The sequence below is a fragment of the Pseudomonas sp. RW3S2 genome, assembly GCF_014268955.1.
In the GTDB taxonomy this organism is placed as follows: Bacteria; Pseudomonadota; Gammaproteobacteria; order Pseudomonadales; family Pseudomonadaceae; genus Aquipseudomonas; species Aquipseudomonas wayambapalatensis.
In genome coordinates, this window is the sequence record NZ_JABWRM010000002.1 from 172,781 (window position 1) to 194,256 (window position 21,476).

Below are 21,476 nucleotides of genomic sequence, written 5' to 3' on the forward strand. Positions count from 1 at the left end.
CAAGGAGCGCTACGCCATGACGACCCCCCGCGTACAGCACGAACAAGACGCCACCGCCGTCCCTGATGTTCACGCACTGCATCAGGACGCCGTGATTGGTCAGCGTTTGCCGGACTGGCTACGCCAGGCTTCCCCGGAGCAGGTCAAGCACCTGTACGAGGCGATGAGGCTCAGCGTGTATTTCCAGGCGCGGGCCCAAGCCATCATGGGGCAGTTGGACGCCCTGGACAGCTTTGCCGAAACGCGTTTGGCCGAGGCCCTCAGGCCCCATGTCGGTGGGCCGTTCGATGTCCGCGCGTTGCAGTTTCGTCGTGGTCACCGCGAGCCAGTGCTCACCTCGATACCCATCGGTTACCCGGTGACGGAGCCGGTGTACACGCAAATGCCCCTGGTCGAGGCGGCGCTGCGCAATTTCCGCGAGGAGGAAACCGAGGACGGCGGGCAGTTACCCGGCAACCGGCTAAGCGATCCTCGCAATGCATCTGCCCGGCTGCCCAACGCGCGCCGTTTTGCTGCATTGTGCCGGTCTCTGGACCTGGGCGGTCAATACCAGCGCCATTTGCACACCGTGCTGGAGCGGGACAGCCATTCGGGCGCTGCCGCCGAATCGGTGTTCGGCCGGGCCCATCGCTACGGCATGCTGGCTGATGCCTGCGTTGCGCGGCTCAAAGGTGTTCTGAGCGAGGACGAATACCTGCTGGTGCACAATCTCTGCGCGCAGAAAGCCTCGTTGACCTTCGAAGGACGTCCGGTGCAGTACAAGCGCCTGAGCCTGCTGGCGTGCACCCTGGAGCAGATCGTGGTGCTGGATGTTCGTGACGAGATCTTCAGCCCGCTGTACAGCTCCAGCTACCGCGTGCTGGTCCACATTCCGGGCGATCCGACGACTCCGTGGAGCGCATTCCCCGACCTGCGCCACTTTGCCAATGACCTGGGCAAGCGCCTGCGCCTGCCCGGGTACCAGCGTTTCTTCAGCCGCTTTGTGTTGCGCCGCGATGCGCAGTCGTTCTTTTCCGCCGTTGTTTCGGGCTACCAGGGCGTGTCGGATCTGGCAAACATTGCACTGGAAGAGCATATGCACCCCTGGGAGATCACCGACCAGGCTACTGCCAGTACCCTGGAAGGCTCGCTGTTCAGTGCGCTGGGCCGTGCGCGCATTGCGCAGGTCAAGGCCGATGCGGCGATGATTGCCGTGCCCTCGGCTGCGGTGGATGAACAGGTCCGGCGCGAGCACGATCAGCGCTTGTCCGCAGAAGGCTGGGCTTTGCTCAATATAGCGGGGCTCTTCGTGCCGGCCCTGGGCGCGGTGTTGCTCGCAGTGACCGCATGGGAACTGCTGGGTGAGGTCTACCACGGTGTCGAGGCCTGGCACGAGGGGGATAGCAGCGAGGCCCTCGATCACCTGCTCAACGTCGCCGGCGATGTAGCCATGATTGCAGCCACGGCGGCAGGTGCGCAGGTGGCGCGAGCGGCCTGGAGCCGTTCGGCGCTGGTCGATAGCCTATTGCCGGTCCGGCTGGAGGACGGCAGCACGCGGCTATGGAAGGAGGACCTCACGCCATTTCGCAATGCGCCGCCTGCCGGGGCGCTGCGTGACGACCAAGGTGTATACCGTGCTGGCGAAGGTTGCTGGATTGAAATGGATGGCCAGCACTATCGGGTTGCGCAGGGTAGCGATCAGCGCTGGCGCTTGCAGGGTGACGACAACCACGCGCCTGTGCTCAGACACAATGGTGCGGGCGGCTGGCGGCTGTGGTGGGAGCAACCACTGGAGTGGGATGAGCCTCGGCGTTCGTTCCGGCGCCTGGGGCATGACTTTGCCGAGCTGGACGACGACCAGATCGACGAAATCCTGCTCGCCCACGACATACAACCGCAGCATCTGCGCGCGGTCCATGTCGAGGGACGTGTGGCCGATGGCGAATGGCTGGACAGTGTCGTCCGCTATCGGCTGGACCTGCGCATCCGTCGAGTGGTCAGCCAATTGCGCAGTGGGATCATAGCCACCGACGAGGCTGTACTCGGTCAGGCACGGTTGCTGTCCGGCGGCGCTGATGCTTCCGATCAGGCATTGGCGGAGCTGATCTGGTCCGAACGCAGGCGTCTGTTCGAGCAGTTGTATGCGTTGGAGCAGCCAACCGGAGACGCGGGCGTCGAGCGTCTGTGCCGACAGTTCTCTTCACTGCACAGTCGGGCGGCCTCGCAACTGTTGCGCGAAGCCAGTGTGGTCGATCGTGGGCGCTTGCTGGACAACGGCCGGGTGGCGATGGACCTTGCCTCTCAGGCGGGCGCTGCGGTGTGGCGTATCAGGGTGGCCCGGGTGTTCGAAGGGTTGTACCTGGATGCCAGCCAGAATGCCGATCTTGCCCGCGTTGCGCTGCAGGTGCTGGACACACTGCCGGGTGCTTCGCGCAACGTGGCCTGGCGCTTGTGCGAGGGCTCGGCGGACGGCCCGGTATTGCTGTCGATAGACCGCGCACAGGCCGTTCGCACACTGACCCTGGTTCACACCGGTGGGCATTTCCAGTTGCTCGACGGTGCAACAGAGGTGGTGCTCAAGGAAGGCGAACTGTTCGACGTCCTGAGTGGCGCGGTGGACGACGGGCAGCGGGAGGCCCTGGGGTTGACCGAGCCCCTGGCCCACAACCTGCGTGTGACCCTGGCGCGCGCGACGGCGGCCCGTCGCTCGCAAGTGGTGGGGATGCTCGGCAAGCGCGCCTCTGCAGGCTGGTTCCGGGCGCCGCAACGTCTGGCGGATGGGCGAGTCGGTTACCCGTTGAGCGGTCGCGGCGCCGGACGTGGGCGATGCCGGCCGTTGTTCGGCAGGGTGCGTAACCTGTACCCGAACCTGAGCGACAACGAGGTGCGAACCTGGCTGGTCACGCTCGGCAACAGCGGCACAAACATTCACACCGAGCTGACTCGGCTAGAGGATGAAATGGCTTTGCTGGAGACGCACCTGCAGTTGTGGGCCAATCAGCCTGGCGGCCTGAGCGCCCGTGGAGAGCGAGCCTACCTGCGCGATGCCTTGCTCGCGGCCTGGCGGCGCACCCTGCCCAGAGTGTACGACCAGTTCGGGCGCGTGATCGGTCAACGTCTGAACCTGTGGGCCGTGTCATTGCAGTCGCTCCCGGAGATTGCGCAACAGGTCAGTTTCGATCATGTGGTGTCGTTGTCGTTGCGCGGCATTGGCTTGACCGAGATTCCCAGCACCTTCATGCGGGCGTTCGGTCGCCTGGAAGTCCTCGAGTTACCCAGCAACAGGCTTACCCGCCTGCCGCCGCGGTTACGTCACCTCTCGCGACTGCGGGAACTGGACCTCACCGGCAATCGGATCGTGCTGGACGATCGCCAGGCAGCCACGCTGTTGCAACTGACGCATCTGAGGTTACTGGATTTGTCGTACAACCCGTTGGGGCGTAGTTTTTCCGTGGCAAGCATGCCACATCTGAGCTCCCTTCAGCTGGCGCACACCGGAATCAGCCAGTTGCCTGACGGTTTGCTGAGTCGCGGCTCTCTGGCGATCGCTGACCTGCGTCACAACGCAATTGTCGAACTTCCCGACCACTTCTTCAGTGCCCCTAGGTGGTATGCCCGCTCGGTGCTGTTGAGCGATAACCCGCTGAGCGCCACCTCTACCCAGCGCCTGCGCAGCTTCATGATTCGTCATCAACTGATGGTTGAAGAGGAGCTGGAAGCCGAGAATGCCGGCGATCAAGCGGGGGATGTCGCTGCTACGCTCGACAGAGCACACGGTATCTGGAGACAGGTGATCGATGCAGGTTCCACCGCACTGTTCGACGAGCATTGGAATGGGCTGGCCGAGGCGCCGGGCAGCGCCGATTTCATGGACCTGTTGCGCCGCCTGCCCGAAACGCTGGATTTTCGCAATCACGGCACAGACCTTGGGCGGCGAGTGAACAGCATGATTCTGGCGATGCGCGAGCATGAGCAGTTGCGCGAGGAACTGTTCACCCAGGCGATGTTGCCCAGGACCTGCCAGGACAGTGTCATCGGGAACTTCAGTCGGCTGGAAGTGCGCATGCTGGTCTGGAAGGCACTGGTTGACGCCCGGGGCGGTGCCCAGGATGCGGCATTGGTGCACCTGGGGCGGCAGCTGTGGCGCCTGGATGAAATCGAACGGATTGCCGTCGATGACATTGCCGGTCGTGTGGTCGCGGGGAGCGACCCCGATGAAATCGAGGTCGAATTGGCCTACCGGGTCATGTTGCGCGATGAGTTCGATCTGCCTGCACAGCCGTCAGACATCGCCTACCAGCAGACTGCCGGCTTGAACCCTGAGCGTTTGGCTGCGGCCCGCCGGCGGCTGCGCGAGGGGGAAACCGAGCAGGCCATGGTCGAGTCGCTGTTCATGCGTGAATTCTGGACCGAGCACCTCAAGAACAGCCATCAAGAGGAATTCGACGCCATCAAGAGGCCGTTCTTCGAGCGTATCGAGGTGGCTCAGGAGATGGCTGGCGATGACTCGACAGGCACCCGGTCCTATGACGATACCTTGCAAGCCTTGAGTATCGAGGTTCAACGACTTCAGGCTCAGTCCGCCGAGCTTGACCTTCAACGCGGCGGCCTGACGGGGGATGCCCTGGAGGCCCATCTGCAGCGGCACGCGGATATCGACCGACAACTGCGCGAGCAGCGTGCCAGCCTTCAGATGCGCTTGGCCGATGGCGAATTTGCCGAGCGCATGCGCGCCTTGGGCACTGGCATGGATTCCCAGACCTTTCGCGAAACGATGGACCTGTTGTCGACCGAGCACGATGCGGCGGTGCAGGCACGCATCATCGAACTGACCCGAACGGCGCTGGCGCAGAACCCGTCGCAGGTAACACCGCCGACTTCCGAGCCGCAGCCGGGGCCGAGCCGTGGCAGCGGCATGGGCTGAGAGGCGAGGGTGCCAGCGTTCATTGTTAGGCTATGCTCTGCAGTGGGGGGCGGGCATTTCCGCACGTCCCGAGCGAAGGCCTGGACACCGGAAGTTACCTTTGCACAGCGCATGTTCCACTTCAGGTGGTTTAGGCTCCGTGTCGGATCTTTCTCTATGATCTGTAGTCATTGATATATCGAGAGAACAAGGAGATACACATGCTCGTCCGGTCACTGACCCTCGCCACTCTGCTTGCCGTCGCTGCCCCGCTGCTGGCTGCCGACAGCGATGCGCCCCTGGCCAAGGAGCTGGGCAAGGCACGGCCATTGGTCGTGATCGCCCCCAGCAGCGCCGACCCGACGTTGCGCGGGTTGGAGGAGGCCATGAAGGATCCGGCCACCCAGGCCGGGTTCAAGGAGCGCAACCTGGTGCTGTTCAGCGTCGCCCAGATGATGGGTAAACGCGAAGACAAGAACCTCGAGCAGCAGACCACCATGGCGCTGATCCGCGAACTCAAGCTTGGCGCGAGCAAGGGCACCAAGGTGATCCTGATCGGCAAGGATGGCGAGCGCCACATGCTCAAGGATGATGAAAGCGGTGAGAAGATCGACCCGCAGGCGATTTTCAAGGCCGTTGACGAACTGCCGGCGGCAGAGAAAGCCATTGCTGCCCCCGAGCCGGTAGCCGCTGCCCCGGCCTCGGAGCCCAAGGCGAAAGAAACTGGCAAGGCCGCCAAACCGGCCAAGCCGGCAGCACCGCCCAAGCCACTGGACGACTGAACCGCCAGCGCCGGTCTTTGCAGACCGGCGTTTTTGTATCCCACTGTATCAGCGGGCCCCGGTGACCGATTGCCATACAAATTCCTTCGCTTCTCGATACATCGGGGACACACCACTGCGGCGAAATGAGCTGACCTTTCGACCGACGTGGAGCTTCGCCATGACCGCCATCTGCAATCTTCTCCCGCCGCTCTGCCGTCTCATTCGAAACATCTGACTTTTCGCCGGTTAGCGCGCGGGGCAAGCCATCTTCCATCGTTCAACGGGAGGCGGCTTGCCCCGCGGTCGTTTCCGGCCCCTGCGGAGACTTTCCCCATGCATTCCGAACCCTTGCTCACCGGTCTTGGCTTGCGCCGCGGCCTGCTGGCTGAACTGCTGAAACTGGAGCCGGGCACCGTGGACTTCCTCGAGTGCGCCCCGGAGAACTGGATCAATGTCGGTGGCGCCTTTGGCCATGGGCTGGCGCAGCTCGCCGAACGTTTCGCAATCGCCTGCCATGGCTTGTCACTGTCGCTGGGCGGGCCGGAGGCGCTGGACTTGAAGCTGCTCGATGGCACCCGGCGCTTCATGGACCGTTACCAGGTGAAGCTGTACAGCGAGCACCTGAGCTATTGCAGCGATGACGGTCACCTCTACGACCTGATGCCGATCCCTTTCACCGACGAAGCGGTCCGCCATGTCGCTGCGCGTATCCGTCAGGCCCAGGATTGCCTGGGCAGGCGCATCGCCGTGGAAAATATCAGCTACTACGCCGCGCCCTACCAGGCGATGAGCGAGTTGTCGTTCATCTGCGCGGTGCTAGAGGAAGCCGACTGTGACCTGTTGCTGGACGTCAACAATGTCTTCGTCAATGCCTGCAATCACCGGTACGACGCATTGACCTTCCTCGAAGGGCTGCCGCGCGAGCGAGTGGTTGGCATGCATGTGGCGGGGCACTACGACGAGGCAGCGGACTTGAAGGTGGACACCCACGGCGCTGCGGTGAAGGAAGACGTATGGACGCTGTTCTCGATTGCGTGCCAGCGCTTCGGCAATCAGCCGACCGTACTGGAACGCGACTTCAACTACCCGCCCATGGCCGAGCTGCTCGCCGAGACTGCACGCATCCGGGCGCTGCAACAGGCTGCCGGAGGGTTGCGCCATGACTGAACTGCGCGAGCAACAATTCACCCTGGCCCGTCACCTGCGCGACCCGCAGCGTCATCCGGCGCCACCCGGTATCGAGGAGCGGCGGTTGAAGGTCTACCGCGAGCTGTTCTACGGGGCCATCGAGGGCCTGCTGGCCGGCGGTTTCCCGGTGATGCGCAAGACGTTGGGCGATCAGGTCTGGCATGCCCGGGTGCGTGATTTCTATGCCAACTATCGCAGCCAGACCCCGTTGTTCACCGAGGTCGCCGAATGCTTCATCGACTACCTGCAGGGTGTCGAGCTGGACGCACCCTGGCAACTGGAACTGGCGCATTACGAGTGGATCGAGGCGTACTTGAGCCTCACGGATGCGCAGGACCCCGCACACGATCCGCACGGCGACCTGCTTGACGGGGAACCGCTGCTATCCTGTGTGGCCCAGGTGCTGGCTTATCAATGGCCGGTAGAGCGAATCGGCCCTGACTATCAGCCAGAACAGGCGCCTGAGGTGCCGACTCTGCTGCTGGTGCACCGCGATGCAGGATTCAAGGTGCACTTTTCCCGCCTGGCACCCTTGGCGTGGCAGCTGTTGAACGCATCGGGCAGCGGGCGTGAGCGCTTGCTGGCACTGGGCGGCGAGGCGTTGCTCGAAGGCGGCAAAGCGATGCTTGAAGGGTTGCGCGCCCAAGGTGTGATCATCGGAACCCGGGCGGCCTGACGAGTCGCCTCAAGCTTTTCGGGAAGACACAAAGCCCACGCCTGTTGCCAGGCGTGGGCTTTGTGTTCTGCGGGCCTTGATCAGCCGTGCTGCCAGCGACGGGCCAGCCAATGATCCAGGCTCAGGCGGCCGGATCCCTTGAGTATCAGCGGCAGCAACGCCACCAGGTAGATCAGCGGCAGCTTGAAGTTGCCGAAGCCGCGGTCGGTAATGGTATAGCCCTGGGCCAGCTCAGCCAGCGATGACCAATGTGCCGGCCAATGCACGGAGGCGATCGCGACGACCGTCACCACGGCCAACACCACCGAGGCCAGCCGTGTACCGAAGCCCAGCAGCAGGAGCAGCGGGCAGATCAGCTCGGCCCACATCGACAGTTGCCAGTTGAATTCAGCGGGCAGCACGTTGAACGGGAAGGGGAAGTTGGCCTGCAAGTCGACGAACCAGTTGTTGCCGTTGAACTTCTCAAGGCCTGATTCGAAGAACTCCCAGGCCAGGAACAGCCGAAGGGGCAGGTCTGCGCTCCAGTTGCCGGTGTTGTCGATGCGTGAAAGGGTGCGGTTGATCAGCGTTGTCATGGTGCAGGTCTCGCTTCAGCAGGAAAGGGCAGGTTTGGCGCGGCGCAGGTGTTGAGCGCGCTTGGCGGTGAGCTTGAGGACGATGGCAGCGAACATCAGGGCGAATGCCAGCGGATACCAGCCGCCCATCGGGATGCGCTTGTAGAACGACAGGCAGAACACCCCGGCCAGCACCCAGGTGCCGGTGCTGTGCAGGCCTCGCCACAGACGGCCGCCGAGCAGGCGCATGGCGCCTTTAAACGAGGTCAGGGTCAGCAGCAGGATGAACAGGTAGCCAACACTGCCGGGAATGTTGGCCACTGCGGTGCGGCCGGCCCAGAACAGCTCCGGGAAGCGTTGCGCATAGAGGTAGATCAGTACCCCGTGAACCGTGTGGGAGAAGGCGAAGGCCAACCCGAGGAAGCGTCGCTCACGCAGCACCTGGCGACTGAAGACTCCAGGTAACAGGGTCACCAGCGAGGAGGCGAGAAACGTCAGCAGGAACAGCGCGAAGGAGCTGCGTGCGGTGGCGCGGATGGCTGTGCGCAGGGCTTCGGCAGAGCCGACGGGGTGCATCGACAGGGCCAGCCCGGTCATCAGCAGGGTCAGGCCGGCAAGGGCAGCGAACAGCTTCCAGCCGGAGGGTAACGCGAGGTTTTTCATGAGCAGCTCCCAGGTCTGCGACGGCGAAGGCCGTGGCGTTGTTGTGGCTGGGAGTGTGTTGGCGAGGGGTATCTGCAGTGTGTCGGCGGGGCGGGGGTTGTGTATCGGTGTGTAGCGTTGGGCGGGTGTGCTACAGATCCATACATGAACCGACCGTGGGAGGGAAGCCCGCTCCCACAGACAGCCCCACTTCTACAGGTGGGAGGGTGGCAGTTCTACCTGGGCGCACAGCCCGCCGCTTTCACGATTGCTCAGACTCAGTCGTCCACCCATGGCCTGGGTCAGTTGATGGGCAATGGCCAGCCCGAGTCCGGTCCCGCCGGTGCTGCGATTGCGCGAGCCTTCGACCCGATAGAAGGGTTTGAGCACCTCGCTCAATTCCTGTTCGGGAATCCCCGGGCCGTCGTCGAGCACTCGAATCAGGGTGTCGCCGGTACTGCCGTGGCTGACTTCCAGGCGCGCAGAGCCGGTGAACTTCAAGGCGTTGTCCAGCAGGTTGACCAGGACTCGGCGCAAGGCATGCGGGCGGGTGTGCAGCACCGTGTCGGTGTCACCGCAGCGCACGACCTGCGCGCCGCTGTCCTGGTAGTCGAACACCAGGCTGTCGAGAAACGCGTCGAGATTGACCTTGCAGGGCTGTTCGGTGCTGCTGTCCATGCTGCGGGCGTAGGCCACCCCCTCGCGCACCAGGTGCTCCATGGCGCTCAGGTCGTTCCACAGTTTGTCCTTTTCCAGCCCGTCATCCATCACTTCCACGCGCAGCTTCATGCGTGTGATCGGTGTCTGCAGGTCATGGGAGATGGCCGCCAACAATTGCATGCGCTCCTTGAGATAAGCGGCGATGCGTGCCTGCAGGGCGTTGAAGGCCACGGCGGCGTACTTCACCTCGCGCGGGCCGCTCTCATCCAGCTGTGGGCCGGGCTTGTCGGGGTCGAGGTGATCGACGGCCTGGGCCAGGCGCGTCAGGGGGCCGATCGCCAGGCGTACCGCAAGCCAGGTGCACAGCAGCAGGACCGCCAGCTGGAACAACAGCACCACGGGTAGCCAGGTGGCCAGTGGCACCGGCGCCGGGGTGACGTCGATGGTCAGCGGCGCGCCGTCGGCGAAGTGGAGATGAGCTTGGAAGTGTGCGTTTGGCCCAGGGATTTCCTGGAAGGTCAGTTGATAGTCCTTGCCAATCGCCTTGACGATCGACTCTGCTGCCATGGGCGGGTCGGCGCTGGGCATGCTCTGGCCGGCGAGGCCTTGGTCGAGGCGGTAGCGGTAGTTGTGACGCTCCAGGCGCGGCAGCCACGCAGCACGTTCGGCGGCGGGCAGGCGGTCGAGGATGGCCACCGAGGTGGCGACGTCCATTTCCAGGTTGCTCAGCATCATCGAGCGGCTGCTGACGTAGCGCTCGTAGAACTGAAGGCCGAACGACGAGCCGTAGGCCAGCACCAGCCCGGTCAGGAAGATCAGCGCCAGGCGCGAAGCCAGAGTGCCTGGCCACTTCATGTCGGCGACTCGATCAGCGAGACCGGCAGCGAGAACACATAGCCCTCGCTGCGCACGGTCTTGATGCAGGTCGGCTCGCGCGCGTCGTCGCCCAGGCGCTGGCGCAGCCGGCTGACCAACAGGTCGATGGAGCGGTCGAAGATGTCGGCTTCACGGCCCTGGGTGAGGTTGAGCAGTTGCTCGCGGCTGAGCACCCGCTGCGGATGGTCGAGGAATACCCGTAACAGGCGGTACTCGGCACCGCTCAAGGCCACGAGGGTGCCTTCGTCGTCGAGCAGGTGGCGGGCGGTGGTGTCCAGGCGCCATTGGCCGAAGGCGATCAGCCGGCTGCTTTCGCTGATGGTGAGGTTGGGCGGCAGCATGCGCGTGCGACGCAGCACTGCATTGATGCGCGCCAGCAGCTCGCGGGCGGAGAACGGTTTGGTCAGGTAGTCGTCGGCGCCCATTTCCAGGCCGATGATGCGGTCGGTCTCGTCGTTGCGGGCGGTCAGCATCAAGACGGGCGTGTTGCGGTGCTTGCCGGCACGGAGTTCGCGACACAGCAGCAGGCCGTCATCGCCGGGCATCATGATGTCGAGCACGATCAGGTCGACGGAGTTGCCTTCGAGAAAGCTGCGCATCTGCCGGCCGTCGGCGACGATGCTCGTGCGCAGGCCGTTCTTCTTCAGGTAGTTGCCGACCAGCTCGCGAATTTCGCGGTCGTCGTCGACGATCAGGATGTGATCGACGTGTTCCATCATGGTGGTCCTGTAATGAGTGCGATGGGCACAGTGTAACGAGGCTCGGCTCGCTTGCCTGCGGGTGTTTGTATTGCAGTGTATCCGCCTGCGACACAGATACAGAACGAAGCAGCACGGGCATTTCTCGACACATGGCCGATACCTGGCGGGCTTCAAATGGCTCTCGACCGGGGAGCGAACAGCTTCCCACCCAAAGCCCCCGCAGGAGATCCATCATGAACTTCAAGACCCTTGCCAGTGCCAGCCTGTTCGCCGTACTCAGCGTCGGCGCCATCGCCGCCCAGGCCAGCACCCAACCGATGCCCGACAGCCAGGCCATGCAGTACCGCTACGGTGATCACCTGGACGTCAAGCGCGTATTGTCGGTAAAGAACGACCGCAGCAACGCGTGTGGCGTGGTCAACACCCGCATGGACTACCTGGACTCGCAGGGCCAGACTCAGAGCGTCGAGTACCGTACCTACGCCACCGGCGGTTGCCATGACAACTGATCGTACCCAGGCCGAGCCAGGCAGCCCCTGGCGACGCCGCTGGCTCAAGCTGGGCGGTGTCGTCCTGGCGCTCGCTGGCCTGGGCCTGGCCGGGCACCTGTTGGCGCGGGACGACCTGGGGCCAATGCCTTCGCTGGCAGGTGCCCAGGCGTGGATCAACTCGCCGCCGCTGGATGCTCCGGCGCTCAAGGGCAAGGTCGTGCTGGTGGACTTCTGGACCTGGGACTGCATCAACTGCAAGCGCAGCATGCCGTACGTCAACCAGTGGGCCAAGCGCTATGCCGACCAGGGGCTGGTGGTGGTGGGCGTGCATACGCCGGAGTACGACTACGAGCATGATGTGGGCAATCTCAGGCAGAAGGTACGCTCGCTCGACATCGGTTACCCGGTGGCGGTCGACAACGATTACCGGATCTGGAATGCCTGGGGCAATCAGTTCTGGCCGGCGCATTACTTCGTCGATCGCAAGGGGCAAGTGCGCCATGTGCATTTCGGTGAAGGGGACTACGCCGGTCAGGAACGGGTGATCCGCGAGCTGCTGGCCGAGCCATCGACGTAGGCCCAGGCTAGCGCTGGCGCAGGAGACGACTCACCGCAAACTGGCAAAGTGTGCCTGCATCCGTATCGAGTCGGCCTTGCGACCGCTGAACAGCTCGAATGCCTTGACCGCTTGGAACACAGCCATGGTACCGCCGTCGAGTGTCTGGCAGCCCAGCGCCCGGGCATGGCGCAACAGCTCGGTTTCGAGCGGGAAGTAGATGATCTCGGCCACCCACAAGCGCCTGTGCAGCAGTTCGACCGGCAACGGTGTACCCGGCAGCTTGGCCATGCCCACTGGCGTGGTGTTGACCAGCCCGTCGGCTGCCGCCAAGGCGTCGGCCAGGTTCTCGCCCAATTGTGCGCGGCCGGTTCCGAAGCGTGTGTTGAGGTTGTCCACCAGCGCTTGCCCGCGTGCGCGGTCTATCTCGAACAGCACCAGGCACTCGACTTCTTCGGCCAGCAGCGCATGGGCCACTGCTGCCCCCGCGCCGCCAGCCCCCATTTGCACCACCTGACGCCGGGCAACGCCGGGCAGGCCTCGGCGCAGGCCTTCGGCGAAACCCAGGCAGTCGGTGTTGTGGCCGATGCGCCTGCCGTCCTTGAACAGCACTGTGTTGACGGCGCCGATGCCGCGCGCCTCGTCTGACAGTTCATCCAGAAACGGCAGGATCGCCTGCTTGAACGGGAAGGTGATGTTCAACCCGGTAAAGCCGGTGTGCTGTGCCGCGTCGAGCAAGCGGGGCAGGGCGCTGTCGTCCAGGCCCAGCTGGTCGACATCGATCAGCCGATACAAGTAGCGCAAGGTCTGGGCATCACCCTCTTGCTCGTGCAGCGCAGGTGTGCGCGAGGCCTGGATGCCGCGCCCGATCAGGCCAGCGAGGATGCTGTGCGGCCTCATGCAGCCACCTCCTGCAGCAGTTGCTGGAAATGCGCCAGCGCTGCGCGGTAGCCCTGGCTGCCCAATCCGCAGATCACCCCCACGGCCACCGCCGATACGAACGAAAGGTGTCGGAACGGTTCGCGCTTGTAGATGTTGGACAGGTGCACCTCGATCACCGGCAGCTCACAGGCGACCAAGGCGTCACGGATGGCAACCGAGGTGTGGGTCCAGGCACCGGGATTGATCAGGATGCCGGCGCAGCGACCACGGGCGCCATGGATCCAGTCGATCAATTCACCTTCATGGTTGGTCTGGCGAAACTCGGTTTCCAGGCCCAGCTCGCGGGCGCTGGCGGCGCACAGGTTCGCAAGGTCGGCGAGGGTTTCCCGGCCATAGTGACCGGGTTCGCGCGTGCCCAGCAGGTTGAGGTTGGGGCCGTTGAGTACAAGGATTGGGCATGACATGGCGCAGCATCGCTTTTATTGTTGGCTGCAGTAAGTTTTGTACTATCTGGTTAGTTTTGTAAATCGGTGGCACCATTCGGCATCAAAATCGGGGGCGATAATCGCCCATCGTTCCGGCTGAATTACAGAATCGTAATCTTCACGCCACCGCCACGATAACCGCCGCGCCCTAGAGTCCCTCGCCAGCAACCGCCAGCCGTCGAGGATCCCAGACCGTGCCGTTCAAACCCTCCCGCTCCCTTGTCCTGATTTGCCTGCTGTCGGCCAGTGCTTTCGCCCAGGCAGGACAGGGCCTGACCCTGGGCCAGGCGCTCGATGCGGCGTTTGCCGATAACCCGGACCTGGCTGTCGTGCGCCAGGGACTGGGCATCGCCGATGGCGAACGGCGCCAGGCCGGGCTGATACCTAACCCGGAGCTTTCCTGGGAGCGTGAAGACACTCGCCGCGATACCAGTACCACCACGGTCATGCTCAGCCAGGCGCTCGAGTTGGGTGGCAAACGGGGCGCGCGTGTCGAGGTGGCCAAGGCCGGTCAGGATATCGCCCGGCTGGAGCTCGAGCGCCAAGGCAATGGCCTGCGTGCCGATGTGACCCAGGCGTTCCATGCTGCACTGCGGGCGCAGACTGCGGTGGAGCTGGCCGAGCAGTCCAAAGCCTTGACCGAACGGGGCCTGCGGGTGGTACAGGCGCGGGTCACGGCGGGCCAGTCATCGCCGGTCGAGGCCACTCGCGCCGAAGTGCAGTTGGCCCAGGCCCTGGCGCAACTGCGTCGCGCCGAAGCGGATCGCGTGGTGGCCTGGCAGGCGCTGGCGCGCTTGACCGGCAGCGCCGAGGTGGCGTTCACACAGCTTGATGGCAGCGGCTTGTTGCCTGGCCCGGCGCCACAGGCCGAGGTCTTGCTGGGCAAGGTCGAACAGACTGTCGAGTGGCGCCTTGCCGCCGCGCAGATCGAGCGCTCAGAGGCTGCGCTAGGTTCGGAAAAAGCCCAGCGTATCCCCAACCTAACGGTCAGCCTGGGCAGCCAGTACAGCCGCGAGGACCGCGAACGGGTCAACGTGGTTGGCCTGTCCATGCCGCTGCCGCTGTTCGATCGAAACCAGGGCAACGTGCTGGCGGCCTCGCGTCGCGCCGACCAGGCCCGCGACCTGCGCAACGCGGTGGAACTGCGCCTGCGCAGCGACACCCGCAGCGCCCTGAGCCAGTGGGCCATGGCCATGGCCGAGGTCAATGCCTACGACCGCACAATTCTGCCCTCGGCACGCCAGGCGGTAGATACCGCCACGCGCGGCTTCGAGCGCGGCAAGTTCGCGTTCCTCGATGTCCTGGACGCCCAGCGCACGCTGATCGAAGCCCGTGGGCAGTACCTCGACGCCCTGGCTTCGGCAAGTGATGCGCGGGCCCAGATCGAGCGGATCTATGGCCAGCTGGATGCCGGGCGCTGAGGCGCGAATCGAGCGTTCCACCTTCTTCATTTGCAGCAGGAGCCCCCATGAACACCACCCGCAAGTTCGCCCTCCTTGCCACCCTGGTCGCCGTGATCGGCGCCGGTGGGTTGGCCTGGACCGGCAACCTCGGCCCCGGAAAGACCAGTGAGTCCGGCCATGACGACCACGGCAACGACGGCCACGACCACGGCAGCGCGCCGGCAGCGTCCGGCGAGGAAGGGCACGACGAAGAGGGCGAGCTGCACCTTTCCGCCGCGCAGATCGAGGCGGCCGGGGTCCAGTTGGTCACCGCCGGCCCGCGCGCCCTGGGGACGTCGATCAGTTTTCCTGGCGAGATCCGTTTCGATGAGGACCGTACCGCCCACGTGGTGCCGCGTGTTCCTGGTGTGGTCGAGTCGGTGCAGGCCGACCTGGGCCAGCCGGTCAAGCGTGGCCAGGTGCTGGCGGTGATCGCCAGCCAACAGATTTCCGAGCTGCGCAGCGAGCAGCAGGCGGCGCAGCGGCGGGTCGAGCTGGCGCGGCTGACGTTCGAGCGTGAAAAGCAGCTGTGGCAGGAGCGCATCAGCGCCGAGCAGGATTACCTGCAGGCTCGCCAGGTCTTGCAGGAAGCTGAAATCGCCTTGGCCAATGCCGGGCAGAAGGTGGCTGCCGTGGCCCCGGCGGGGGCGGGCAATCGCTACGAACTGCGTGCACCGTTCGATGCGGTGGTGGTGGAAAAACACCTGGCCGTTGGCGAGGTGGTGAGTGAGGCCAGCAACGCCTTCACCCTGTCTGATTTGAATCGGGTCTGGGCCACGTTCGCCGTAACCCCGCGTGATCTGGACAAAGTTACCAGCGGGCGCGCCGTGACGGTCAGTTCGCCGGACCTCGATGCGCAGGTCGAGGGCACCATCAACTACGTCGGCAACCTGCTCGGTGAGCAGAACCGCGCCGCCACCGCTCGCGCCACGCTGGCCAACCCCAAGGGGTCGTGGCGCCCAGGGCTGTTCGTCAATATCGCGGTGACTGTCGAGCAAGCAGAGGCTGCCGTGGTGGTTCCGCAGGTTGCGCTGCAGACCCTCGAAGAGCGCAGCGTGGTGTTCGCCCGCACCCCTGATGGCTTCCAGGCGTTGCCGGTCAGGACGGGTCGTCGCGATGGCGGTTTCGTCGAAATCACCGAAGGCCTGGCCAGCGGCACCCAGGTGGCGGCGGCAGGTAGCTTTGTCCTCAAGTCCGAGCTGGGCAAGGGCTCGGCCGAGCACAGTCACTGATCCGGGAAACCCTCATGTTCGAACGCCTGATTCAATTTGCCATCGAGCAACGCCTGGTGGTGATGCTTGCCGTGGTGCTGATGGCTGCGGTGGGCATCCACAGCTACCAGAAGCTGCCGATCGACGCGGTGCCCGATATCACCAACGTGCAGGTGCAGATCAACACCGCTGCACCCGGCTATTCGCCGCTGGAGACCGAGCAGCGCATCACCTACGCCATCGAGACAGCCATGGCCGGCCTGCCCGGGCTCAAGCAGACCCGTTCGCTGTCGCGTTCAGGGTTGTCGCAGGTGACAGTGATCTTCGATGACGCTACCGATATCTTCTTCGCCCGGCAACTGGTCAACGAACGCCTGCAAGTCGCTCGCGAACAATTGCCAGAGGGCATCGAAGCCAGCATGGGGCCGATCTCGACGGGCCTGGGGGAAATCTTCCTGTGGACGGTCGAGGCCCAGGACGGCGCACTCAAGGAGGACGGCACGCCCTATACCGCTACCGACCTGCGGGTGATCCAGGACTGGATCATCAAGCCCCAACTGCGCAATGTGCCGGGTGTGGCCGAAGTCAACAGCATCGGGGGCCACGCCAAGCAGTACCTGATTGCACCGGATCCCAAGCGCCTGGCGGCGTACAAGCTCACCCTCGACGACCTGATCGCGGCGTTGCAGGGCAACAATGCCAACGTCGGTGCCGGCGCCATCGAGCGCAACGGCGAGCAGTTGCTGGTGCGCGCGCCGGGGCAGGTGGCGTCGATCGAGGATATTGCCAATATCGTCATCTCCAGTGCCGATGGCGCGCCAATTCGTGTCAGCCATGTGGCCCAGGTCGGCCTGGGCGAGGAACTGCGCTCGGGCGCGGCGACCGAGAATGGCCGCGAGGTGGTACTGGGCACCGTGTTCATGCTGATTGGCGAGAACAGCCGCACAGTGTCCCAGGCGGTCGCGGCGAAGCTTGCCGAGATCAACCGCAGCCTGCCCAAGGGGGTGATGGCGGTCACGGTGTACGACCGCACCAACCTGGTGGAAAAAGCCATCGCCACGGTGAAGAAAAACCTGTTCGAAGGCGCCATTCTGGTGGTCGCGGTACTGTTCCTGTTCCTGGGCAATATCCGTGCGGCATTGATCACAGCCATGGTCATACCGCTGTCGATGCTGTTCACCTTCACCGGCATGTTCGCCAACAAGGTCAGCGCCAACCTCATGAGCCTGGGGGCGCTGGACTTCGGCATCATCGTCGACGGTGCCGTGGTGATCGTCGAGAACGCCATCCGCCGCCTGGCTCATGCCCAGCACAAGCACGGGCGCATGCTGACACGTGCCGAGCGCTTCCATGAAGTGTTCGCGGCCGCTCGCGAGGCACGCCGGCCCCTGATCTACGGGCAGTTGATCATCATGGTGGTGTACCTGCCGATCTTTGCCCTGACCGGTGTGGAAGGCAAGATGTTCCACCCCATGGCGTTCACCGTGGTCATGGCCTTGCTGGGGGCTATGATTCTTTCGGTGACCTTCGTGCCGGCGGCGATTGCGTTGTTCGTTACCGGCAAGGTGAAGGAGGAGGAAGGTGTGCTGATGCGTACTGCTCGCCAGCGTTACGCTCCGGTGCTCGCCTGGGTGCTGCAGCGACGCAAGCTGGCCTTCACCGCCGCTGCAAGCCTGGTGCTGCTGTCGGGTGTATTGGCCAGCCGCATGGGCAGTGAGTTCATCCCCAGCCTCAGCGAGGGTGACTTCGCCCTGCAGTCGCTGCGGGTGCCGGGCACCAGCCTGAGCCAATCGGTGGACATGCAGCAACGCCTGGAACGGGCGATCATCGCCCAGGTGCCCGAGGTCGAGCGGGTATTCGCCCGCACCGGTACTGCCGAGATCGCCTCGGACCCGATGCCGCCGAACATCTCCGACGCCTATGTGATGCTCAAGCCGCGTGAGCAATGGCGCGATCCAGGCAAGCCGCGCGAAGCGCTGATTGCCGAGGTGCAGCAAGCCGCCGCCAGTGTGCCTGGCAGCAACCATGAACTGTCGCAACCCATCCAACTGCGCTTCAACGAACTGATTTCCGGGGTGCGCAGCGATGTGGCGGTGAAGGTCTTCGGCGACGACATGGACGTGCTCAACGCCACGGCGGCGAAAATTGCCACCACCTTGCAGCAGGTGCCGGGGGCATCGGAGGTCAAGGTCGAGCAGACCACCGGGTTGCCGGTACTGACCATCGATATCGACCGCGACAAGGCGGCACGCCACGGTCTGAACATTGCCCAGGTGCAGGATGCGGTGGCCATCGCTGTCGGCGGGCGCAAGGCGGGGACGCTGTACGAGGGTGACCGGCGCTTCGACATGGTGGTGCGCCTGTCCGAAGCCCTGCGCACGGACGTCGACGGGCTGGCGAACCTGCTGATACCGGTGCCGGCCGGTGCTGGCGCGGCACAAATCGGCTTCATCCCGTTGTCGCAGGTGGCGAGCCTCAACCTGCAATTGGGCCCGAACCAGGTCAGCCGCGAGGATGGCAAGCGTGTGGTGGTGGTCAGTGCCAACGTGCGTGGCCGCGACCTGGGCTCGTTCGTCGAGCAGGCCGAGCAGGCCCTGATCGACCAGGTGCAGGTCCCGCCTGGGTACTGGACACGCTGGGGCGGGCAGTTCGAGCAGTTGCAGTCGGCTGCCGAGAGGCTGCGGGTAGTGGTGCCGGTTTCACTGCTGCTGGTGATGGCGTTGCTGCTGATGATGTTCAACAACCTGCGCGACGGCTTGCTGGTGTTCACCGGGATTCCCTTCGCCCTGACCGGAGGGGTGCTGGCCTTGTGGCTGCGGGACATTCCATTGTCGATTTCGGCAGGGGTCGGGTTTATCGCGCTGTCGGGGGTTGCGGTACTCAACGGCCTGGTGATGATCGCCTTCATTCGCAGCCTGCGAGAAGAGGGGCGATCGCTGCGGGTGGCGGTCGAGGAGGGCGCATTGACCCGCCTGCGGCCGGTGTTGATGACCGCGCTGGTGGCGTCGCTGGGGTTCATCCCGATGGTACTGGCCACCGGCACGGGCGCCGAGGTGCAGCGGCCGCTGGCGACAGTGGTGATCGGCGGGATCCTGTCGTCGACGGCCTTGACCTTGCTGGTGTTGCCTGCACTCTATCGCTGGGCGTATCGGCGGGAAGAAGAGTGAGGTGGCTGCCAGTCGGCTCCGGTGATGTCAGGCCTGGGCTGGCTGGCTCCCCAGCGATTCCTCATGCAGGGAAATGCGCGAAGTCTCTGGCAGCGCCAGCCCGCCAACCAGCGCCACCAGGGCGATGATCACCAGGTAGAAGGCGGGTGCCAGGCTGCTGCCTGTCAGTCCGATCAGCCAGGTCGCCACCAGCGGCGCGGTGCCGCCGAACAGGGTATAGGCGACGTTGTAGGTGATGGCCGAGGCGGTGTAGCGGGTGCGGGTCGGGAAGCTCTCCGACAGCAAGGCCGCTGTCACCACTCCGCTGGACAAGGCGCCTACCGCCAGCAGGATCACGCCCAGCAGCGCGCCTGGCATCGAGCCGGAGCTGGCCAGCCAGTACGCGGGGAACACGCAGACCATCACCCAGATGCACGTGAAGCCGATGGTGCGGCGGCGTCCGATCCGGTCCGAAAACGCACCTGCCAACGGGCAGCCGGCTGCTGCGAACAGCAGCGCCACGGTGGTTACCAACAGCGACTGGGCGCGGCTGAGGTTGCCGACCAGTTGCAGGTAGGTGGCGAAGTAGGTGGTGAACATGTAGAACGACAGCGCCGTCAGTGAAATGAATGCGCCCAGGTTGCGGATCGCCCGGCCATGGTGGCGAAGCGTTTCCTTGAGTGGCGAATGTTCATGCTCGCGGCCCTCGGCGATGGCCTCGCGGAAGGCGGGTGTTTCTTCCATGCGCCAGCGCAGGTAAAGCCCGACCAGGCCCAGCGGTGCGGCGATCAGGAAGGGCACGCGCCAGCCCCAGGTGTTCATGGCGTCCGGCGTCAGGCTGGCTTCAAGGGCATAGGCGATGACCGCCGCGCAGGCAAATGCCGAGAAGGTCGAGACCGGCACGAAGCTGCCGTAGAACGCACGTTTTTCCCGAGGCGCATGCTCCATCAGGTAAGCGCAGGCCCCGGCGTATTCGCCACCTGCGGAAAAACCTTGCAGGCAGCGCGCCAGGGTCAGCAGTGCGGGCGCGGCGATGCCGATGCTGGCGTAGGTCGGCAGCAGCCCGATGAGTGTTGTGGAACCGGCCATGAGCAGGATGGTCAGCGACAGGATGCGCTTGCGCCCCAGGCGATCGCCCAGTGCACCGAACACGATGCCGCCCAGCGGACGCAGGGCGAAGGCCACGGCGAAGACGGCGAAGGTCTTGAGCAGGGCGACGCTGGCGTCCTGGCTGGCGAAAAACTGGCTGGCGATCAGCGTGGCGAGAAAACCGTACACCGCGAAATCGAACCACTCGACGAAGTTACCGATGGCCGATGCGGCAATCACCCGACGCAGGGTGGCGGGCGATACCTCATGGGATACAGACATGCGAATGCTCTCCGGTTGTCATAGGCAGCCTGGCAGGGGGTGGACACGGTCGAGCCGTGTCGTCTGGTTGTCAGGGCCAGTAGAGCGGAGGGCGGGGGGCGGTGCATCCTTGAGGGCGACACCGGGATATCTGTTTCGACCGCGGATCTATCGCGAACAGGGCACGACAGTCGCCGCTCAGACAGCGAACACCACCCCGGTACGCGAGGCGGCGTTGCGGATATGCTCCTGCATCGCTCGCTGAGCCCCGGCTTGCGACCGGCGCTCGAGGGCCTTGAGGATCTTGCGATGTTCCTGCCAGGTCTCCATGGCCCGCTCAGGGCGAATGAACGGCAGCTTCTGGCTCTCCAGGAAAATTTCCTGGCTCGCGGTGATGACCTGCAGCATCGCCTGGTTGCCGCAGGCCTGCAGCAGCAATTGATGGAACTCGAAATCGAGCCGCGCCGCGTTCTCGAAGCGCCCCTCGCGCAGCTCCTGGCGCATGGCTTCGACATTGGCCTGGAGCCGGTCGATATGGTCGGCGGTCAATGCCAGCGCCGCTTGCCCGGCGGCAAAACCCTCCAGTGCATAGCGCAGTTGGAACGTATCGGCGGCCGATACCTGCTCGGCATAGGGCCAGGAGAACCCACTGGGTGCCGGACTCTGTACGAATACGCCCTTGCCGGGCTGCACGCTCACCAAGCCCAAGGCGCTGAGCGACGACAGCGCTTCACGCAGTGAGGCGCGGCTGACCCCGAGTCGCTCTGCCAGGTCACGTTGCGAAGGCAGGGCATCGCCCGGCTGGTAACCGCCTTCATCGATGAGCTTGCGGATGGCCTGCAGGGCCAGTTCCGGGACGGCGCGGGGGAGAGTGTCGAGCATGCTGTTCAGACCAGTCAGAGGGCAATGACGCTGACGTTTTACGGTGAACCGACCGTGCTGGCAAGCGTTGCGCCAACCTGGCGCAGCC

The 21,476-nt window shown here is 64.5% G+C and carries 17 protein-coding genes; 9 read left to right on the forward strand and 8 right to left on the reverse strand.

Features of this window, described 5'->3' with window-relative positions; all coding sequences use genetic code 11:
- The first annotated feature begins 16 nt into the window (after positions 1-16).
- The 4 genes from HU748_RS03665 (at position 17) to HU748_RS03680 (ending at position 7,510) form a co-directional block, all read left to right on the forward strand.
- The gene (locus HU748_RS03665) at positions 17-4,903 is read left to right on the forward strand and encodes an NEL-type E3 ubiquitin ligase domain-containing protein (RefSeq protein ID WP_186719232.1); all 4,887 of its coding nucleotides are present in this window, start codon (positions 17-19) and stop codon (positions 4,901-4,903) included.
- Positions 4,904-5,103: 200 nt separating this feature from the next.
- Positions 5,104-5,664, forward strand: a complete 561-nt coding sequence (locus tag HU748_RS03670; protein WP_186708203.1) for a DUF4174 domain-containing protein — start codon at positions 5,104-5,106, stop codon at positions 5,662-5,664.
- Positions 5,665-5,979: 315 nt separating this feature from the next.
- Entirely contained in the window at positions 5,980-6,813 is an 834-nt protein-coding gene (locus tag HU748_RS03675; protein WP_186664996.1) for a DUF692 domain-containing protein, read from the forward strand.
- Positions 6,806-7,510, forward strand: coding sequence for a putative DNA-binding domain-containing protein (locus tag HU748_RS03680; protein ID WP_186719241.1), 705 nt, complete (start codon positions 6,806-6,808; stop codon positions 7,508-7,510). Before HU748_RS03675 ends, HU748_RS03680 begins: the two co-directional genes overlap by 8 nt.
- A gap of 80 nt (positions 7,511-7,590) precedes the next feature.
- Here the strand turns inward: HU748_RS03680 and HU748_RS03685 are convergent, their stop codons facing one another.
- The 4 genes from HU748_RS03685 to HU748_RS03700 all read right to left on the reverse strand — a co-directional run bounded on the left by HU748_RS03685 (position 7,591) and on the right by HU748_RS03700 (position 10,958).
- The gene (locus tag HU748_RS03685; protein ID WP_186664987.1) at positions 7,591-8,085 is read right to left on the reverse strand and encodes a DoxX family protein; all 495 of its coding nucleotides are present in this window, start codon (positions 8,083-8,085) and stop codon (positions 7,591-7,593) included.
- A 15-nt stretch (positions 8,086-8,100) separates the two neighbouring features.
- Entirely contained in the window at positions 8,101-8,727 is a 627-nt protein-coding gene (locus HU748_RS03690; RefSeq protein ID WP_186664985.1) for a ferric reductase-like transmembrane domain-containing protein, read from the reverse strand.
- A 192-nt stretch (positions 8,728-8,919) separates the two neighbouring features.
- Positions 8,920-10,221, reverse strand: coding sequence for a HAMP domain-containing sensor histidine kinase (locus HU748_RS03695; protein WP_186719243.1), 1,302 nt, complete (start codon positions 10,219-10,221; stop codon positions 8,920-8,922).
- Positions 10,218-10,958, reverse strand: a complete 741-nt coding sequence (locus tag HU748_RS03700; RefSeq protein WP_186664981.1) for a response regulator — start codon at positions 10,956-10,958, stop codon at positions 10,218-10,220. The genes HU748_RS03695 and HU748_RS03700 overlap by 4 nt, the downstream gene beginning before the upstream one ends.
- 218 nt (positions 10,959-11,176) lie before the next feature.
- On the opposite strand from HU748_RS03700, the gene HU748_RS03705 reads away from it, so the two are divergent.
- Positions 11,177-11,452, forward strand: a complete 276-nt coding sequence (locus HU748_RS03705) for a DUF2790 domain-containing protein (RefSeq protein ID WP_186719245.1) — start codon at positions 11,177-11,179, stop codon at positions 11,450-11,452.
- Positions 11,442-12,011 carry a thioredoxin family protein gene (locus HU748_RS03710; protein ID WP_186719247.1) on the forward strand — a complete coding sequence of 190 codons (570 nt, stop codon included), beginning with the start codon at positions 11,442-11,444 and terminating at the stop codon, positions 12,009-12,011. The genes HU748_RS03705 and HU748_RS03710 overlap by 11 nt, the downstream gene beginning before the upstream one ends.
- A gap of 30 nt (positions 12,012-12,041) precedes the next feature.
- Here HU748_RS03710 and HU748_RS03715 read toward each other — a convergent pair whose 3' ends face one another.
- Both HU748_RS03715 and aroQ read right to left on the reverse strand, forming a co-directional pair.
- On the reverse strand, positions 12,042-12,890 hold the full coding sequence (locus tag HU748_RS03715; protein WP_186719248.1) for a shikimate dehydrogenase: 849 nt from the start codon (positions 12,888-12,890) through the stop codon (positions 12,042-12,044).
- Positions 12,887-13,336: a type II 3-dehydroquinate dehydratase gene (gene aroQ, locus HU748_RS03720; RefSeq protein WP_186664973.1), complete on the reverse strand. Its 450-nt coding sequence runs from the start codon at positions 13,334-13,336 to the stop codon at positions 12,887-12,889. Before aroQ ends, HU748_RS03715 begins: the two co-directional genes overlap by 4 nt.
- 245 nt (positions 13,337-13,581) lie before the next feature.
- Here aroQ and HU748_RS03725 point away from each other — a divergent pair, with 245 nt between their 5' ends.
- Genes HU748_RS03725 through HU748_RS03735 form a run of 3 tightly spaced genes read left to right on the forward strand, consistent with a single transcriptional unit; the run spans position 13,582 to position 19,177 of the window.
- A complete protein-coding gene (locus HU748_RS03725) occupies positions 13,582-14,778 on the forward strand; it encodes a TolC family protein (RefSeq protein WP_189657552.1) in 1,197 nt (398 codons plus the stop codon).
- Between the two features lie 47 nt (positions 14,779-14,825).
- Entirely contained in the window at positions 14,826-16,031 is a 1,206-nt protein-coding gene (locus HU748_RS03730; protein WP_186664969.1) for an efflux RND transporter periplasmic adaptor subunit, read from the forward strand.
- A 14-nt stretch (positions 16,032-16,045) separates the two neighbouring features.
- Positions 16,046-19,177: a CusA/CzcA family heavy metal efflux RND transporter gene (locus tag HU748_RS03735; RefSeq protein WP_186719250.1), complete on the forward strand. Its 3,132-nt coding sequence runs from the start codon at positions 16,046-16,048 to the stop codon at positions 19,175-19,177.
- A 27-nt stretch (positions 19,178-19,204) separates the two neighbouring features.
- Here the strand turns inward: HU748_RS03735 and HU748_RS03740 are convergent, their stop codons facing one another.
- Both HU748_RS03740 and HU748_RS03745 read right to left on the reverse strand, forming a co-directional pair.
- Positions 19,205-20,527 carry an MFS transporter gene (locus HU748_RS03740; RefSeq protein WP_186719251.1) on the reverse strand — a complete coding sequence of 441 codons (1,323 nt, stop codon included), beginning with the start codon at positions 20,525-20,527 and terminating at the stop codon, positions 19,205-19,207.
- Between the two features lie 177 nt (positions 20,528-20,704).
- Entirely contained in the window at positions 20,705-21,388 is a 684-nt protein-coding gene (locus HU748_RS03745) for a FadR/GntR family transcriptional regulator (protein ID WP_186719256.1), read from the reverse strand.
- Positions 21,389-21,476: the final 88 nt, after the last annotated feature.

Bases quoted from the DNA above. Each gene is read 5' to 3' on its own strand.
- HU748_RS03665 (WP_186719232.1), top strand. From the start codon at position 17: ATGACGACCCCCCGCGTACAGCACGAACAAGACGCCACCGCCGTCCCT.
- HU748_RS03670 (WP_186708203.1), top strand. From the start codon at position 5,104: ATGCTCGTCCGGTCACTGACCCTCGCCACTCTGCTTGCCGTCGCTGCC.
- HU748_RS03675 (WP_186664996.1), top strand. From the start codon at position 5,980: ATGCATTCCGAACCCTTGCTCACCGGTCTTGGCTTGCGCCGCGGCCTG.
- HU748_RS03680 (WP_186719241.1), top strand. From the start codon at position 6,806: ATGACTGAACTGCGCGAGCAACAATTCACCCTGGCCCGTCACCTGCGC.
- HU748_RS03685 (WP_186664987.1), bottom strand. From the start codon at position 8,085: ATGACAACGCTGATCAACCGCACCCTTTCACGCATCGACAACACCGGC.
- HU748_RS03690 (WP_186664985.1), bottom strand. From the start codon at position 8,727: ATGAAAAACCTCGCGTTACCCTCCGGCTGGAAGCTGTTCGCTGCCCTT.
- HU748_RS03695 (WP_186719243.1), bottom strand. From the start codon at position 10,221: ATGAAGTGGCCAGGCACTCTGGCTTCGCGCCTGGCGCTGATCTTCCTG.
- HU748_RS03700 (WP_186664981.1), bottom strand. From the start codon at position 10,958: ATGGAACACGTCGATCACATCCTGATCGTCGACGACGACCGCGAAATT.
- HU748_RS03705 (WP_186719245.1), top strand. From the start codon at position 11,177: ATGAACTTCAAGACCCTTGCCAGTGCCAGCCTGTTCGCCGTACTCAGC.
- HU748_RS03710 (WP_186719247.1), top strand. From the start codon at position 11,442: ATGACAACTGATCGTACCCAGGCCGAGCCAGGCAGCCCCTGGCGACGC.
- HU748_RS03715 (WP_186719248.1), bottom strand. From the start codon at position 12,890: ATGAGGCCGCACAGCATCCTCGCTGGCCTGATCGGGCGCGGCATCCAG.
- aroQ (WP_186664973.1), bottom strand. From the start codon at position 13,336: ATGTCATGCCCAATCCTTGTACTCAACGGCCCCAACCTCAACCTGCTG.
- HU748_RS03730 (WP_186664969.1), top strand. From the start codon at position 14,826: ATGAACACCACCCGCAAGTTCGCCCTCCTTGCCACCCTGGTCGCCGTG.
- HU748_RS03735 (WP_186719250.1), top strand. From the start codon at position 16,046: ATGTTCGAACGCCTGATTCAATTTGCCATCGAGCAACGCCTGGTGGTG.
- HU748_RS03740 (WP_186719251.1), bottom strand. From the start codon at position 20,527: ATGTCTGTATCCCATGAGGTATCGCCCGCCACCCTGCGTCGGGTGATT.
- HU748_RS03745 (WP_186719256.1), bottom strand. From the start codon at position 21,388: ATGCTCGACACTCTCCCCCGCGCCGTCCCGGAACTGGCCCTGCAGGCC.